This window comes from Mycobacterium sp. 1465703.0 (assembly GCF_001672975.1).
In the GTDB taxonomy this organism is placed as follows: Bacteria; Actinomycetota; Actinomycetes; order Mycobacteriales; family Mycobacteriaceae; genus Mycobacterium.
In genome coordinates, this window is record NZ_LZKU01000085.1 from 1 (window position 1) to 695 (window position 695).

General features: G+C 67.6%; 2 pseudogenes. One reads left to right on the forward strand and one right to left on the reverse strand.

The annotated features are described in order from the left end of the window. Window positions 1-271: pseudogene (locus A5625_RS08090) on the forward strand (hypothetical protein); the annotation flags it as partial. Between the two features lie 4 nt (window positions 272-275). On the opposite strand, the pseudogene A5625_RS08095 reads toward A5625_RS08090, so the two are convergent. Further along, window positions 276-695, reverse strand: a pseudogene (locus A5625_RS08095) (hypothetical protein); the annotation flags it as partial.

Here is a 695-nt window from a genome sequence, read left to right on the forward strand (position 1 = left end):
CAAGGGCGGTGAAATCGAGATGGACGGGCACCGGATCGCGGTCCCGGTCTCGACCGACCAGATGAAGACGGTCGCCAAGCTGTCCGGCGGGCAGTCCTACACCGCCACCAACCTCGGCGAGCTGGAGAAGAGCTACAACGCCATCGAGAACGAGATCGGCTACCGCACGGTGCCCGGACCGGGCAGCTCCGGCTGGCTGCGCCTGGGCGTCCTGACCGCACTGATCGCGACGGCGCTGGCCCTGCTGATCAACCGGCGGCTGCCCAGCTGACGACTCAGGCGGGCAGCCTGCGGTTGAGCAGCAGGCCGGCCAAGATGGCGCCGGCCATGACGAAGGCGCCGAGCAACATCCAGGCCATGCTCGCGTCGCCCTTGACGGTCTCGTAGCCGATCTCGTTCTCGATGGCGTTGTAGCTCTTCTCCAGCTCGCCGAGGTTGGTGGCGGTGTAGGACTGCCCGCCGGACAGCTTGGCGACCGTCTTCATCTGGTCGGTCGAGACCGGGACCGCGATCCGGTGCCCGTCCATCTCGATTTCACCGCCCTTGGTCCCGAACGAGATCGTCGAGATGGGCACGCCCTCGTCCTTGGCCAGCCGCGCCGCGGTGTAGACGCCATCATGCGGATCGCCGGGATTGGAGGGCTTGTTCTCGCCGCCGTCGGAGAGCAGCACGATGCGGGCCGGCGGCGGATTGTC